Raw genomic sequence first — 13,608 nt, forward strand, 5'->3', positions numbered from 1 at the left:
CCCGCGGGCCGGAGCGGCCGGGGGTCAGCCCGGGTAGCACTCGACCTCGGCGGCCTTGACCCCGGCCCACACCGCGTCCCCCCGGGCCAGCCCCAGCTCGGCCAGGGCCGCCGGGCTGATGTCGGCGGCCAGGGAGGGGCTCCCCGCCAGGTGCACCCGCACCTGGTCGCCGAACCGCTCGATCCCCTCCACCGTCAGCCGCCACACGTTGCGCGGGCTGCCGTGCGGACGGTGCGGGTACAGGGCCACTGCGCGCGGCGGAAAGGCCACCAGGGCCGGTCCCCGGTGCGCCTCGTGCGCCTCCACGCGCACCGGGCCGCGGGGCACGTCGCCGTCCAGAGTGACGGTGGTGCCCTCGGCCGTGCCCCGGAAGAGGTTGAGCCCCACCAGCCGCGCGACGTAGGCGGTACGGGGGCGCCGCGCCACCTCGGCGGGTCCGCCCTGCTGGACGACCCGGCCCTCCTCGATCACCGCCACCCGGTCGGCGAGCACCATGGCGTCGAGCGGGTCGTGGGTGACCAGCACCGTGGCCCCGTCGAACTCCTCCAGCAGGTGGCGCAGCCGGGCGCGCACGTCGATGCGGGTGCTGGCGTCCAGGGCGGCCATGGGCTCGTCGAGCAGCAGCAGGCGCGGGCGCACGGCCAGGGCGCGGGCCAGCGCCACGCGCTGGGCCTGCCCGCCGGAGAGGCGGCGCGGCCGCACGCGCGCGTAAGCGGACAGGCCCATGTGGGCGAGCAGTTCGGCGGCGCGCTCGCGGGCCGCCGTCCGCGACAGGCCCTGGCGGCGGGGACCGAAGGCCACGTTGTCCAGGGCGCTCATGTGCGGGAAGAGCAGGTAGTCCTGGAAGACCATGCCGATGGGGCGGTGCTCCACGGGCGTCCCGGTCTGATCGCGCCCGTCCACGAGGACGCGCCCGCCGGTGAGGGGCACCAGTCCGGCCAGGGCGCGCAGCGCCGAGGACTTGCCCGCGCCGTTGGGCCCCAGCAGGGCGAGGATCTCCCCCGGGCGCACCGTCAGGGCGGCCTCCAGGGTGAAGGCTCCCCGGCTCAGGCGCAGGTCGGCCTCCAGCGCGGGCGCGGTGGCGGCGGGGTCGTGGTCGGGTGCCATCAGGCGTTCGTCCACCTCTCGCGCAGGGTGGCCAGGACGGCCAGGCAGACCGCCAGCAGGATCAGGCTGAGCACGATGGCGGCCTCGGGGTCGCGCTGCATGGCCACGTACACGGCCAGCGGCATGGTCTGCGTGGTGCCCGGGAAGTTCCCGGCGAAGGTGATGGTGGCGCCGAACTCGCCCAGGGCACGCGACCAGCACAGGACCGCCCCCGCCGCGATGCCCGGCAGCACCATGGGCAGGGTGACGTGGGCGAAGACGGCCGCCCGCCCGGCGCCCAGGGTGGCGGCGGCCTCCTCGTAGCGGCGGTCCGCGCCGCGCAGCGCGCCCTCCACGCTGATCACCAGGAACGGCATGGCGACGAACACCTGGGCCAGGACCACGGCGGCGGGGGTGAAGGGCAGGGTGATCCCGAACCAGGCGTCCAGGTACCGGCCCACGATCCCGTTGCGCCCCAGGACCAGCAGCAGCGCCACGCCGCCGACCACGGGCGGCATCACCAGCGGGACGGTGACCAGGGCGCGCACCAGGCGGCGTCCGGGGAAGTCGGTGCGGGCCAGCAGCCAGGCCAGCGGCACCCCGAGGAGCAGGGACACGGCCGTGGCGGCGGTGGCGGTGGACAGGGACAGCCACAGGGCCGCCAGCACCTCGGGCTCGGCCAGGCGGCTGCCCATGGTGGACCAGGGCGCGCTGGCCAGCAGGCCCGCCATGGGCAGCACGAGGAAGGCCGCGCCCACGAGCGCGGGCAGCAGCAGGATCCAGGGCGCCCGGCCGAAGCGCCGGGGCCGCGGCGGGCGGCGGCGCGGCGCAGCGTCGGCGGTCGGCGCGGCTGGTTCAGCGGGGGCGCGGTCGGGCGTCATGGCACCTCGAACCCGGCGGCCCGCAGGATCTCCCCGCCCTCGGGCGAGCGCACCAGGTCCACCCAGGCGGCGGCGAGCGCGGCGTCGGAGGTCGTGGAGACGACCCCGATGGGATAGTCGTTGACCACCTCGTCGGACTCGTCGAACACGACGCCCTCGACCCGGTCGCCCGCGGAGACGACGTCGGTGGCGTAGACGAGTCCGGCGTCCACCTCGCCGAGCTCGACCTTGGTCAGGACCGCGCGCACGTCCTCCTCGTAGGTGTCGGGGGTGATCTCCAGTCCGGCCTCGTCCAGGACCGCGGCGGTGGCCGCGCCGCAGGGGACCTCCTCGGCGCAGAAGGCGACGGCGGTGTCCTCGTCCGCGAGGTCGGCCAGCTCCTCCACACCGGCCGGATTGTCCGGGGGCACGGCGATGCGCAGGGTGTTGGCGGCGAAGACGACGCCCCGCGCGCCGTGCTCCGCGGCCCAGTCGGGCTCCAGCCCCTCGCCCTCGACGACCCGTTCCATGGTGGCGGTGTCGGCGGAGGCGAAGACATCGGCGGGGGCGCCGGAGTTGATCTGGAGGGCCAGGTCGCTGCTGCCCGCGAAGTTGAGGACCACCTCGGTGCCGGGGTGCTCGGCCTCGAACTCCTCGGCCAGGTCGGTGAAGACGTCGGTGAGGGAGGCCGCGGCGAAGACGTTGAGCCGGTCGCCGGATTCCTCCCCCGGGGAGCAGGCGCAGAGGACGAGCGCGGCCGCGGCCAGGGCGGGGGCCAGCCGGAAAGCTCCGGACCGGGGGTCGCGGGGAGCGGGCTCACGCATGGCGCTCCCCGGTGGTCTCCACGACCACGTTGGTGGACTTGACCACCGCGGTGGCGATAGTGCCCACCTCCAGGCCGAGTTCGTCGGCGGCCTCGCGGCTCATCAGCGAGACCACCCGGTGGGGTCCGGCCTGGATCTCCACGCTGGCCATCACCCGGTCGCGGACGACGTCGGTGACCAGGCCGCGGAAGCGGTTGCGGGCGGAGGACAGGTGCCGGGCCGGGTCCTCGTCGGCCCCCGTGCTCATGAACCCGGCCAGGTCCGCGCCCTCGATCAGACGCCTTCCGGAGGCTTCGCGGGTGGCGGACAGGCGGCCGGAGTCGACCCAGCGCCGGACGGTGTCGGCGCTGACGCCGAGGAGGTCGGCGGCCTCGCTGATGTGGAAGGTCGGCATGGGGCCAACCTACCCCTGGCATCTGCTGGGGCAAAAGGGGCTTTCCGCTAGCAGATGCTTACTTTCTCGCTCTTGTTCCGGGATTCTGCGGCAGACGGGCGCGCCGGACCCGAGCGGCGCCCGAGCGAGTGCCACGGCGCACGGAAAGGGCTCCGGGCCGGGGACGCCTCCCCCGGCCGGAGCCCGCGCGCTCGCCGTCCGCGGTCAGCCGCGCACGTCGGCGGCCTCGCCGAGCGGCCCCTGGGCGCGGTAGTCGTCCAGCGCGGTGACCACGTACCCGGCGCCGTCCTCCAGCGGCTCGGTGTCGGTCAGCGCGGTGCGCCCGGTGAGGCCCACGAGGTTGTCCGCGGTGACCGCGGCGCAGCGCTCCTCCTCGGTCCCGACGGCGGCCGCGTCGACGGGCAGCCGGTAGACGGCGTAGAAGCGGGCGCCGTCCACGGCCTCCCACGCCACGTCGACCCCCTCGTCGGCGGCCCGGGCCGTGACGCCGCCGACCGCGCCGACCAGCGGTTCCCGGCCCTCGGGCGCGTCGGAGAGCGGCGGCAGGGCGGGGGCGCCGTAGTGCTCGTCGGCCAGCGCGGCGTAGGCGTCGGCGGCCTGCTCGCGCAGGTTCTTGATGGAGAAGTAGACGTCGCCGTCCACCTGGGGCAGTTCGCCGGAGTAGTCCAGCTGGGTGCTGAGCGCGTCCTCGCCGGTCCAGCCGTCCTCGCCCACCCGGTAGGCGGCCTGGCCGATGTACAGGTCCACGCCGGTGCCCTCGACCTCCCGGGCCCACCAGTCGGCCAGGACCTCGTAGTCGGCGGTCTCGAAGCCCCGCTGCCAGTACAGCTGCGGCGCGACGTAGTCGACCGTGCCCTCCTGGATCCAGGTGCGGGTGTCGGCGTGCTGGGCGTCGTAGGACTGCAGGCCCGAGCTGGCCGAGCCGCTGGGGTCGGTGGAGTCGTTGCGCCAGATGCCGAACGGGGAGATGCCGAAGCTCACCCAGGGCTTGGTCGCCTCGATGCCCTCGTGGACGCCGGCGATGAGCCGGTCGACGTTGTCGCGGCGCCAGTCCTCGCGGTCGTCGAAGCCCTCGCCGTGCTCCTCCCAGGAGGCGTCGTCGTCGAACTCCTCGCCCTCCTTGGGGTAGGGGTAGAAGAAGTCGTCGAAGTGCACGCCGTCGACGTCGTAGCGCTCGACCACGTCGAGGATCACGCGGGTCACCCACTCGCGGACCTCGGGGTTGCCGGGGTCGAAGTAGGCCTCGACGCCGTAGTCGACGAGCCACTCGGGGTTCTCCCTCGCCGGGTGGTCCTCGGCCAGGTTCTCGACGTCGGGGTCCTGGAAGCCCACGCGGTAGGGGTTGAACCAGGCGTGCAGCTCCAGGCCGCGCTCGTGCGCCCCGGCCACCGCGTACTCCAGCGGATCGTAGCCGGGGTCGCCGCCCTGCTCTCCGGTGAGGTAGCGCGCCCACGGCTCCAGGTCCGACTCGTAGACGGCGTCGGCGGTCGGCCGCACGTGCAGGAAGACCGCGTTGAGCCCCATGGCGGAGGCGTCGTCGAGGTAGGCGTCGAGCTCGGCCTTCTGCTCCTCGGCGGACAGGCCCGGCTCGGAGGGCCAGTCGATGTTGCGGACCGTGGTCAGCCACGCCCCGCGCATCTGCCGCTGCGCCCCGCCGTCCCCGCACCGGACGGGGGCGGCCGCCCCGGACCCGCCGTCGGCCGGCGGCTCCTCCCCGGAGCCCCCGCCGGTGCAGCCCGCCAGCAGGACGGTGGCCGCGGCGGCCGTCGCGGCCCACCGCAGCGCGGCGCGCGACGGGGTCACGGCACGGGCCACTGAATCCATGGAACAGGTCTCCTCTGAGGGGGAATCGGGACGCGCACCGCCGTCACCGTGACGTCGCACCGCGAACCAGAGTAGGCCAGACAGTCGATTTTCGGACACGATCGCGGCAATCTGTGGACAACCTCGCAGCCCCGGCGCCGGGGGCCGTCGCAGCGGGTCCACGGAGCGCCCGCGCGGGCGGCGGCGGAGCACGATCCCCGCCGTGCGGCGGCGGAGGCCGGGGTCACCGCGGCGGCCCCGGCCCGGGTGGGGGCACGTGCGCACCCCGGCCACCACGGCCGATACCGGACACACCGTCCCAGACGAGGTCCTAGACTCGGGGACCGTGAACGCCCTCCTGAGCCCGCCCCGTCTGTCCGTCCGCACCGTCGCCCTGCGCGACGACACCGCCAGCCTGGTGGACCGCCTGCCCGCGGACTCCCCTCTGGCCTGGCTGACCGGCGACGAGGGCATCGTGGGCTGGGGACGGGCAGCGCGGCTGGACCTGGCCGGTGAACCCGAATCCGCCGAGCCCACCGACACCACCCGCTTCACCGAGGCGGCCCGCTGGATCAACGCCCTCACCGAGCGCGCCGAGGTCCACGACGAGGTGGGGGTGCCCGGCACCGGCCCGGTCGCGTTCGGCACGTTCGCCTTCTCCCCCTCCTCCGCGGGATCGGCCCTGGTGGTGCCGCGCGTGCTGGTCGGGCGGCGCGACGGCCGCGCCTGGCTGACCACCGTCACCGAAGCGCCCGGGGAGCACCCGGCCGAGCCGCTGGGCCCCACGTCGGCGCGGCGGCCCGTGGGTCCGCTCTCCTGGAGCCGGGGGTCGCTGACCGGCGAGCAGTGGATGGGCGCCGTGGCCGGTACCGTCGAGCGCATCCGCGCGGGCGAGCTCGACAAGGCCGTGCTGGCGCGCGACGCCCTGGCCGAGGCCGACGCCCCCATCGACGTGCGCACACTGCTGGAGCGGCTGCGGCTGCGCTTCCCCGGTTGTTTCACCTTCTCCGTGGACGGCATGGTCGGAGCCACCCCCGAGCTGCTGCTGCGCCGCGAGGGCGACCAGCTCTCCTCGCTGGTGCTGGCCGGGACCCGCCCCCGGGGCGAGGACCCCGAAGGCGACCGGCTCCTGGCCGAGGAGCTGCTGGCCTCGGCCAAGGACGTGGACGAGCACCGCATGGCCGTGGACTCCCTGCGCACCGCGCTGGAACCGCTCACCGAGGAACTGGACGTGCCCGCGCGGCCACGCCTGCTCGCGCTCGCCAACGTGCAGCACCTGGCCACACCGGTGCGCGCCCGCCTGTCCCCCGGGGTGTCGGCGCTGGACGCGGTCGCGGCCCTGCACCCCACGGCGGCCGTGGGCGGCACACCCACCGCGGCGGCCATGCGGCTGATCGCGAAGTCCGAGGGCATGGACCGGGGAGGCTACGCCGGTCCGGTCGGGTGGCTGGACGGCGCGGGCAACTCCGAGTGGGGCATCGCCCTGCGCTGCGCCCGCGTGGAGGGCGCGCGCGCCCGGCTGTTCGCCGGAGGGGGCATCGTCGCCGGTTCCGAGCCGGAGTCGGAGCTGGCCGAGACCGAGTCCAAGTTCCGGGTCATGCGCGAGGCCCTGACCGACCCCGTCTGAGCCGGGGCGGGAGCGGGGCCCGCGCTCCGGTCCGGGCTCCGCGGCGCGCACGCGGGCGGCGGTCGGTACGGGGCGGCGTTCCGCAGGGGGTGGCGATGCGCACAGCGGCCGCCGTCCGTGCGGGATTTCACGGCCGCGAAACACGGCGCCGCTAGCGTGGCGCCCATGCGTGTCCACGAGGTTTCCTGGGACGATCCCGACGCCGCCGCCCTGCGGGCCGGTCAGCGGGCGGAGATCGCCGAACGGTACGGCACCACCGACTCCGAGCCGGGGGTGGCCCCCTCCGCCGGGGACATCGCGGTGTTCGTGGTGGCCCGCGACGCCTCGGGCGCGGCCGTGGGCTGCGGCGGCCTGCGCGACCTCGGCGACGCGGCGGGCGAGGTCAAGCGGATGTACGTGCGGCCCGACCGGCGCGGCTCGGGCGCGGCGGCGCTGGTCCTGGCGGCCCTGGAGGAGTGGGCCCGCGAGCGGGGCTGGAAGTGCCTGCGCCTGGAGACGGGCGACCGGCAGCCCGACGCGGTGCGCTTCTACACCCGTTCGGGGTACACGCCCATCCCCGCTTTCGGCGCCTACGCCGACGAGCCCTCCTCGCTCTGCTTCGAGAAGACCCTCTGAGGCCCGCGCGCCCCGGGCGGGGGCCCGAAAACGAGGAACCGGCCCCGGCAGCCCCCACGATGGAAGCCGGGGCCGGTGGTCTTCGTCCCTACCGGCGGGAGGAGGGCAGGGCTACCTGCCGACCTCGCGGCCCGCGGTGTGCCAGATGCACACCACGGAGGGGCGCGGGAACTCGCCGTCGGGCCAGGTGCTGGTGGGCGCCTCGAAGGTGCCGCCGTCACCGGGGTGCTGGGGGCCCAGGAAGACCGTCTTGCTGTCCTCGGTGACGAAGGGGCCGCAGGCCTCCGCGCCGACCGGGACGGTGGCGAAGGTCTTCAGCTCACCGCGGAAGCGGCCCTCGACCGGCATGACGTGCAGGCCGTCGTTGATCCCCAGGGCGCCCGGCTGGCCGTCCGTGGAGATCCACAGGTTGCCGTCCTTGTCGAAGGTCAGGTTGTCCGGCGCGGAGATCGGCATGACCTTGGACTTGTCGAAGCCCGCGTAGTAGGTGTCGTCGTCCTCGGGGTTGCCGCACACCAGCGGCACGTTCCAGGCGAAGGAGGTGGCGGCCGCGTCGTTGCCGGACTCGACGATCTCCAGGATGTGGCCGTGCCGGTTGGGGCCGCGCGGGTTGGGCTCGTCGGCCTGGCCGGGCTCGCGGGAGGAGTTGTTGGTCAGCGCGCAGTAGACCTTGCCGGTGACCGGGCTGGGCTCGAAGTCCTCGGGGCGGTCCATCTTGGTGGGGCCCACGACGTCGGCGGCCAGACGGGTGTGGATGAGCACCTCGGCGACGCTGAAGCCGGGGACGAAGCTCTCGGTGTCGGTGCACAGCGCGACCCACTCGCCGGAACCGTCGAACTCGCCGTCCGCGGGCAGCGCGCCGGAGCCGTCGAACTCCTCGGCGGGGCTGTTGCCGGACAGGCGTGCCACGTACAGCGTGCCGGTGTCCAGCAGGGAGAGGTTGTGGCGCCGGGAGCCCTCGACGTACTTCTTGGCGCTGACGAACTTGTACATGTAGTCGAAGCGCTCGTCGTCGCCCATGTAGGCCACGACCCGGCCGTCGTCGGCCAGGCGGGTGGTGGCGCCCTCGTGCTTGAAGCGGCCGAGCATGGTGCGCTTGACCGGCTCGGACCCGGGGTCGAGCGGGTCGACCTCGACGATGTAGCCGAAGCGGTTGATCTCGTTGGGGTGCTTGGAGAGGTCGAAGCGCTCCTCGAAGCGCTCCCAGCGGCGTCCCGTGGCACCGGTGCCGACGCCGTAGCGCCTGGTCTCGGCGGACCCGGAGCCGTTGGCGAAGTACTGGTTGAAGTTCTCCTCGGCGGTGAGGAAGGTGCCCCACGGGGTCATGCCGCCCGCGCAGTTGTTGAGCATGCCCCGGACCAGGGTGCCGGTGGGGTCCTCCGCCGTCTTGAGCAGGTCGTGCCCGGCGGCGGGGCCGGTGATGCGCATGGGGGTGTCGGCGGTGATGCGGCGGTTGAAGGAGCGCTCGCCCGTGGAGAGCACCCACTTGCCGGTGCGGCCCTCGCGCTGGAGCTCGACGATGGAACCGCCGTGGGCGGCCATGGCGATGCGGACCTGCTCCTCGGTGGCGGCGTCGCCCCCGGCGTACCCCGGGAACATGAGTTCCTCGTTGGTGTACTCGTGGTTGACCCACAGCAGGGCGTGGTCGTCGTCGAGCTGGTGGAAGCCGACGTAGTCGCAGTTGTAGCCGAACTGCTGGGCCTGCGCCTCGGCGGTCTGGTCGTACACGTCGAACTCGGGCGCGCCGGGCAGGACCGGCTCGCCCCAGCGGATGATGACGTGCTGGTCGTAACCCCGGGGGATGGTGATCTTGTCGTCGTTGTTGGGCTGGACGCTGGTGAAGGTGGGCCGCGGCGAGGGGTGGGGGCGGTCGGGACCGCGGCGGTCGGCCGAGGCCGGGCTGAGCGCGGCGAGTCCGAGCGCGCCCGCTCCGGCGCTCACGGCACCGGCCTGGATGATGGAGCGGCGGGAGAGCGCCTTGGCGAAGATGTCCCCGAAGTAGGGGTTGTCGCTGGTGTTGGGAGCCGGGTGGAAACAGGCGTCGCCGCAGCGCAGTCTGCATGTCGCACGGGAACGGCCGCCACCGACCTGGCCGATCAACGGCAGCTGGCGGCGGCGGGGCGCGGATTCGGGCACACCTTCTCCTTGGGGATCGTGCTGCTCACACGCGCTCCGTCGGTGCGGGGTCTGACCGGGGCGCGCGGATTGTCTCCTGGTCCGGCGGGGTGCTCCCCCGGACGCTCTCGACCTTGGCCGAAATTCCGAACGCGCAGGTGAAACCAAGGTGAACGCGCCTACAACTCCGGCGCATGCCCTGGTAGGTCACGCTGGGAATCCGGAGGGACACACATCGTCGGGTTCCGGTCGTGATCATGGCGCACCGTACCCGCCGGGTCCACGTGACACGCCCGTAACCGTCACCGGAGTTGTCGCCCCTCCCGTGATTCGGCGCAGGGCGAAGCGGCGCGCCGCGGGGGCGGGACCGGCGCGGTGGCGGGAAAACGGTTGCCGGTCGAAGGGGTTTTAGGGCATGCCGACAGCGGGACGCACGGGAGGTCGAAAAGGGGCGGGCGCGGTGCCCGGCGCCGCGGCGGACGGCCCCGGCCCGCGCGGTGGCCCCGCCCGCTTCTGTCAGGGGCGTGCGCTCAGAGCGCCTCGTCCACCGCGGCGTCGACCGCGGCCTGGATACGGCGGCGCAGCGCGGCGCTGCCCGCGCGGTGGGTGCGCACCTCGATCAGGCGCGGCCCCTCGCCCAGCAGCGCCTTGGGCAGGTCGGTCGCCCACTCCAGGCGGGTGTAGGGCACGTCGGCCACCGCGGCCACACGTTCCATCGACGCCCCGTGCGGGGTGCCGAACACCCGCTCGAAGTCGGGGTGCCCGGCCTGCTCCAGACCGGAGAAGATCCCGCCGCCGTCGTTGTTGACCACGACGATCGCCAGGTCCGGGCGCGGCTCCCCCGGGCCGATCAGCAGCCCGTTCTGGTCGTGCAGCATGGCCAGGTCGCCCAGCAGCGCGTAGGCGTGCCCCCCGCCCCCGGCCTGGTGGGCCAGCGCCGCGCCGATGGCCGTGGAGACCGACCCGTCGATCCCGCTCACGCCCCGGTTGCCCACCAGGCGCACGCCGCAGCGCGCCCGCATGGTGGCGTCCAGGTCGCGGATGGGCATGCTCGAACCGGCGAACAGCAGCGAACCGGCGGGCATGTGCGCGACCAGGTCGCGGGCCAGCCTCGGCTCGCTGAGCACCTCCTCCTCGTCCAGCACCGCGTCCAGGGCGGCACGGGCCACCGCCTCCGCCTCCGACCAGGTCCGCGACCACTCGGTGCGCCGCGGAGCGCCCGGGTCCGCACCGGCGGGCGGAGCGACCGCGGCCACCACGTCGGTGGCGGTGCGCACGGGGTCGGAGAAGGCGTTGAGCGCGCTCGCCGACGGGTCGCCCAGCGCGCCCGCGCTGACCACCACGTGCCGCTCGGCCCGGCGCAGGTAGGCCAGGATCTGCCGGGACAGGTTGGGGCGGCCCACACTCACCACCAGCTCCGGCGCCGGCCGCGCGGCCACGCGCGGCGAGGCCAGCAAGTGCCGGTAGGTGGACAGCGCGTCCGCGCGGCGGGCGTTGGAGGTCGGTTCGGCCAGCAGCGGCCACCCGGTCGCCTCGGCCAGCGCCAGGAACGGCACCGGGTCGTAGTCCCCGTCGCCGCACACGATCACACCGCGTTCGACGTCGGGCAGCGGGAACAGCGCGGGTTCGGTCAGCGGCCCCGGGCGGCCGATCCACGCCCGGCCGCCGTCGCGCCCCTCCAGGGGCTCGGGCCAGGCGCCCGTGTCGGCGTCGGGGGTCAGCGGGTCGCGGAAGGCCACGTTGAGGTGGACCGGGCCGGGGCGCCCGCCCAGCGCCGAGCCCCACGCGCGGCAGGCCAGCGACCGCCAGTAGGCGACCATGCCGGGAACCGGGTCGGGGGTGCCGACCTCGGCGAACAGGCGGACCGCGCCGCCGTACAGGCCGATCTGGTCCACCGTCTGGTTGGCGCCGGTCCCGCGCAGCTCCGGGGGCCGGTCGGCGGTGAGCACCAGCAGCGGCACACCGCTCTCGTCGGCCTCCATCACCGCCGGGTGGAAGTTGGCCGCGGCCGTGCCGGAGGTGCACACCACCGCGACCGGGCGGCGCGAGACGCGGGCCATGCCGAGGGCGAGGAAGGAGGCCGAGCGCTCGTCGATGCGCACGTGCACCCGGATTCCGGGGTGGGCGACCAGGGCCAGGGCGAGCGGTGTCGAGCGCGACCCCGGCGCGACGACGGCCTCGGCCAGGCCGCAGCGGGCCAGCTCGTCGACCAGGACACGCGCCAGGGCGGTGGACGGATTCATCAACTCTCTCGATCGTCTCAAGGTGTACCCAGTATCACCATGTGGACCCGGCCCCTACAGTCAACCCCCACCTGGGACCCGCGGAGGACGAACACGGCTGTTACACCTCACACACGCCGACAGGACATCCGGCACCCCGTCACCGTGCGCCCCGGGCGTAACACCAACGCCGGTGGCCGCGCGGTCATCCGGCGCCGGGGACCTCGTCGGCGGCCGACCGCGCGGCCTCGGCGCGGGCCCGCCAGGCGGCGGGGTCGACCTCCACCGCGCGCAGGCCCGCCTCGTCCACCGCCACCGGGCGCACGGGCAGGAACCCGTTCTCGGGCAGCAGGGGGTCGGCGGTCACGTCGGCGGTCAGCATCTGCACGGTGGCCAGGCCGCACGCGTGGGGCAGCTCAGGCAGCGCGGCGGCCAGGGCCACCCCCGCCGCCAGGCCCACCGAGGTCTCCACGGCGCTGGAGACCACCACCGGCAGGCCGCACGCCTCGGCCACGCGCAGCGCGGCGCGCACCCCGCCCAGCGGCTGGACCTTGAGGACCACGATGTCGGCGGCGCCGGCGGCGCGCACCCGCAGCGGGTCCTCCGCCCTGCGGACGGACTCGTCGGCGGCCACGGGGACCGACACCCGGCGGCGCACGGCTGCCAGCTCGTCCAGGGTGGCGCACGGCTGCTCGACGTACTCCAGGCCGAAGCGGTCCAGTTCGCGCACCATCCGCACGGCGGTGTCGACGTCCCAGGCGCCGTTGGCGTCCACCCGCACCAGCCCGGAGGGGCCAAGGGCGTCGCGGACCGCCTCGACGCGGGCCAGGTCCTCGGCGGGGTCCTGCCCGCGTTCGGCCACCTTGACCTTGGCGGTGGCGCAGCCGCCCGCGGAGACGATCGCGTGGGCCCGCTCGGGGTCCACGGCGGGCACGGTCACGTTGACCGGCACGCGGTCGCGGACGGGCGCGGGCCAGCCGTGGTGGGCGGCCTCCTCACAGGCGGCCCACCAGCGGGCGCACTCGCGCGGGCCGTACTCGGCGAAGGGGGAGAACTCCCCCCATCCGGCGGGCCCGCGCACGAGCATGCCCTCGCGGACGGTGATGCCGCGGAAGCGGTTGCGCAGGCCGACCGCGAAGGCGCGTCCCCCGGCGGGCGTGCCCGCCGGGTCGGGTTCGGCAGCGGTCACGGACGACGCGGGAACTTGTCGAACTCCGGGCGGCGCTTCTCCTTGAAGGCGTCGCGGCCCTCCTGGGCCTCCTCGCTCATGTAGTAGAGCATCGTGGAGTCACCGGCGAACTGCTGCATCCCGGCCGCGCCGTCGCTGACGGCGTTGATGGCGCCCTTGAGCATGCGCAGCGCCAGCGGGGACTTCTCCAGCATCTCCCGGGCCCAGGCCACGGTCTCCTTCTCCAGGTCCTCCAGCGGCACGACCGTGTTGATCATGCCCATGTCCAGGGCCTCCTGCGCGCTGTACTGGCGGCACAGGTACCAGATCTCGCGGGCCTTCTTCAGGCCGACGGTCTCGGCGAGCAGCCAGGAGCCGTAGCCGCCGTCGAAGGAGCCGACCTTGGGGCCGGTCTGGCCGAACTTGGCGTTGTCCGCGGCGATGGTCAGGTCGCAGCAGACCTGGAGCACGTTGCCGCCGCCGATGGACCAGCCGGCGACCATGGCGATGACGGGCTTGGGCAGGCGGCGGATCTGCACCTGGAGGTCGAGCACGTTGAGGCGGCCGATGCCCTGGCGGGCCACGGCGTCGTCGCCCATGTAGCCGTCCTCGCCGCGGATCTTCTGGTCGCCGCCGGAGCAGAACGCCTGGTCACCGGCGCCGGTGAAGATGATCACGCCGACCGAGGAGTCGTCGCGGGCGAGGTTGAAGGCGTCCTGGAGCTCGAACAGCGTCTGGGGCCGGAAGGCGTTGTGCCGCTCGGGGCGGTTGATCGTGATCTTGGCGATGCCCTCCGCGGTCTCGTAGATGATGTCGGAATACTCGCCCGACCGCTGCCAGTCGATCACGCTGCTCACGGCTACTGCTTCTCCTCAACAGGGACACTGTGGACGG

Annotated in this window: 11 protein-coding genes; 2 read left to right on the forward strand and 9 right to left on the reverse strand. The window is 74.5% G+C overall.

Annotation, left to right across the window (positions count from 1 at the left end; translation table 11 throughout):
* Nucleotides 1–24: 24 nt before the first annotated feature.
* The 5 genes from AC0VX6_RS16465 to AC0VX6_RS16485 all read right to left on the reverse strand — a co-directional run bounded on the left by AC0VX6_RS16465 (nt 25) and on the right by AC0VX6_RS16485 (nt 4,988).
* Nucleotides 25–1,107: an ABC transporter ATP-binding protein gene (locus AC0VX6_RS16465; protein WP_475465043.1), complete on the reverse strand. Its 1,083-nt coding sequence runs from the start codon at nt 1,105–1,107 to the stop codon at nt 25–27.
* Nucleotides 1,107–1,967, reverse strand: a complete 861-nt coding sequence (locus tag AC0VX6_RS16470; protein ID WP_475465045.1) for an ABC transporter permease — start codon at nt 1,965–1,967, stop codon at nt 1,107–1,109. Before AC0VX6_RS16470 ends, AC0VX6_RS16465 begins: the two co-directional genes overlap by 1 nt.
* Entirely contained in the window at nt 1,964–2,770 is an 807-nt protein-coding gene (modA, locus tag AC0VX6_RS16475) for a molybdate ABC transporter substrate-binding protein (protein WP_475465046.1), read from the reverse strand. The genes AC0VX6_RS16470 and modA overlap by 4 nt, the downstream gene beginning before the upstream one ends.
* Nucleotides 2,763–3,164: a TOBE domain-containing protein gene (locus AC0VX6_RS16480; RefSeq protein WP_274973583.1), complete on the reverse strand. Its 402-nt coding sequence runs from the start codon at nt 3,162–3,164 to the stop codon at nt 2,763–2,765. Before AC0VX6_RS16480 ends, modA begins: the two co-directional genes overlap by 8 nt.
* Nucleotides 3,165–3,368: 204 nt before the next feature.
* Complete coding sequence (locus tag AC0VX6_RS16485) at nt 3,369–4,988, reverse strand: glycoside hydrolase family 10-like protein (protein ID WP_475465048.1); 1,620 nt, start codon at nt 4,986–4,988, stop codon at nt 3,369–3,371.
* Nucleotides 4,989–5,313: 325 nt separating this feature from the next.
* Here AC0VX6_RS16485 and AC0VX6_RS16490 point away from each other — a divergent pair, with 325 nt between their 5' ends.
* Together AC0VX6_RS16490 and AC0VX6_RS16495 are read left to right on the forward strand one after the other, a co-directional pair.
* Nucleotides 5,314–6,594: an isochorismate synthase gene (locus AC0VX6_RS16490; RefSeq protein ID WP_274973585.1), complete on the forward strand. Its 1,281-nt coding sequence runs from the start codon at nt 5,314–5,316 to the stop codon at nt 6,592–6,594.
* A 165-nt stretch (nt 6,595–6,759) separates the two neighbouring features.
* Nucleotides 6,760–7,209: a GNAT family N-acetyltransferase gene (locus AC0VX6_RS16495; RefSeq protein ID WP_475465050.1), complete on the forward strand. Its 450-nt coding sequence runs from the start codon at nt 6,760–6,762 to the stop codon at nt 7,207–7,209.
* Nucleotides 7,210–7,320: 111 nt separating this feature from the next.
* On the opposite strand, the gene AC0VX6_RS16500 is transcribed toward AC0VX6_RS16495, so the two are convergent.
* The 4 genes from AC0VX6_RS16500 to menB form a co-directional block, all read right to left on the reverse strand.
* The gene (locus AC0VX6_RS16500; RefSeq protein ID WP_475465052.1) at nt 7,321–9,345 is read right to left on the reverse strand and encodes a PhoX family protein; all 2,025 of its coding nucleotides are present in this window, start codon (nt 9,343–9,345) and stop codon (nt 7,321–7,323) included.
* A 509-nt stretch (nt 9,346–9,854) separates the two neighbouring features.
* Nucleotides 9,855–11,567 carry a 2-succinyl-5-enolpyruvyl-6-hydroxy-3-cyclohexene-1-carboxylic-acid synthase gene (gene menD, locus AC0VX6_RS16505; RefSeq protein WP_475465053.1) on the reverse strand — a complete coding sequence of 571 codons (1,713 nt, stop codon included), beginning with the start codon at nt 11,565–11,567 and terminating at the stop codon, nt 9,855–9,857.
* A 184-nt stretch (nt 11,568–11,751) separates the two neighbouring features.
* Complete coding sequence (locus tag AC0VX6_RS16510; protein ID WP_475465054.1) at nt 11,752–12,735, reverse strand: o-succinylbenzoate synthase; 984 nt, start codon at nt 12,733–12,735, stop codon at nt 11,752–11,754.
* Nucleotides 12,732–13,571 (reverse strand): 1,4-dihydroxy-2-naphthoyl-CoA synthase, encoded by an 840-nt coding sequence (gene menB / locus AC0VX6_RS16515; RefSeq protein ID WP_274973590.1) that lies wholly within the window; start codon nt 13,569–13,571, stop codon nt 12,732–12,734. The genes AC0VX6_RS16510 and menB overlap by 4 nt, the downstream gene beginning before the upstream one ends.
* Between the last annotated feature and the right edge of the window lie 37 nt (nt 13,572–13,608).

The organism is Nocardiopsis sp. iso_25 (genome assembly GCF_056173305.1).

Excerpts from the sequence above, each read along its gene's own strand:
- AC0VX6_RS16485 (WP_475465048.1), bottom strand. The coding sequence starts at position 4,988 with ATGGATTCAGTGGCCCGTGCCGTGACCCCGTCGCGCGCCGCGCTGCGG.
- AC0VX6_RS16495 (WP_475465050.1), top strand. The coding sequence starts at position 6,760 with ATGCGTGTCCACGAGGTTTCCTGGGACGATCCCGACGCCGCCGCCCTG.
- AC0VX6_RS16465 (WP_475465043.1), bottom strand. The coding sequence starts at position 1,107 with ATGGCACCCGACCACGACCCCGCCGCCACCGCGCCCGCGCTGGAGGCC.
- modA (WP_475465046.1), bottom strand. The coding sequence starts at position 2,770 with ATGCGTGAGCCCGCTCCCCGCGACCCCCGGTCCGGAGCTTTCCGGCTG.
- AC0VX6_RS16480 (WP_274973583.1), bottom strand. The coding sequence starts at position 3,164 with ATGCCGACCTTCCACATCAGCGAGGCCGCCGACCTCCTCGGCGTCAGC.
- AC0VX6_RS16470 (WP_475465045.1), bottom strand. The coding sequence starts at position 1,967 with ATGACGCCCGACCGCGCCCCCGCTGAACCAGCCGCGCCGACCGCCGAC.
- menD (WP_475465053.1), bottom strand. The coding sequence starts at position 11,567 with ATGAATCCGTCCACCGCCCTGGCGCGTGTCCTGGTCGACGAGCTGGCC.